Origin of the sequence: Floricoccus tropicus (assembly GCF_001832905.1) — a bacterium.
GTDB classification, from domain to species: Bacteria; Bacillota; Bacilli; order Lactobacillales; family Streptococcaceae; genus Floricoccus; species Floricoccus tropicus.
In genome coordinates this window covers 1-830 of sequence record NZ_MKIR01000008.1, presented here as the reverse complement: position 1 = coordinate 830, position 830 = coordinate 1, and the positions used below count along the sequence as shown (strand labels likewise).

The 830-nt window shown below is 38.0% G+C and carries 1 protein-coding gene; it reads right to left on the bottom strand.

Features of this window, described 5'->3' with window-relative positions; translation table 11 throughout:
- A partial coding sequence (locus BG261_RS11430) for a hypothetical protein (protein ID WP_193790145.1) occupies positions 1 to 830 on the bottom strand: 830 nt, incomplete at both ends.

Here is an 830-nt window from a genome sequence, read left to right as displayed (position 1 = left end):
TTTCTTCTTCGCTTGAAGTACTTGGTTTATCACTTGTTGTAGTTGAACTTGTTTCTTCTTCACTTGAAGTACTTGGTTTGCTACTTGTTGTAGTTGAGTTGAACTTGTTTCTTCTTCGCTTGAAGTACTTGGTTTGTTGCTTGTTGTAGTTGAACTTGTTTCTTCTTCGCTTGAAGTACTTGGTTTGCTACTTGTTGTAGTTGAACTTGTTTCTTCTTCGCTTGAAGTACTTGGCTTGCTACTTGTTGTAGTTGAACTTGTTTCCTCTTCGCTTGAAGTACTTGATTCATCGCTTGAAGTACTTGATTCATCGCTTGTAGTTGAACTTGTTTCCTCTTCGCTTGAAGTACTTGGTTCATCACTTGTTGTAGTTGAACTTGTTTCTTCTTCACTTGAAGTACTTGGTTTGCTACTTGTTGTAGCTGAGCTTGAGCTTGTTTCTTCTTCGCTTGAAGTACTTGATTCATCGCTTGTTGTAGTTGAACTTGTTTCTTCTTCACTTGAAGTACTTGGCTTGCTACTTGTTGTAGTTGAACTTGTTTCTTCTTCGCTTGAAGTACTTGGCTTGCTACTTGTTGTAGTTGAACTTGTTTCTTCTTCACTTGAAGTACTTGATTCATCGCTTGAAGTACTCGATTCATCGCTTGTTGTAGTTGAACTTGTTTCTTCTTCACTTGAAGTACTTGATTCATCGCTTGAAGTACTCGATTCATCGCTTGTTGTAGTTGAACTTGTTTCTTCTTCGCTTGAAGTACTTGGTTTGCTACTTGTTGTAGTTGAACTTGTTTCTTCTTCGCTTGAAGTACCTGGTTTGCTACTTGTTGTAGTTG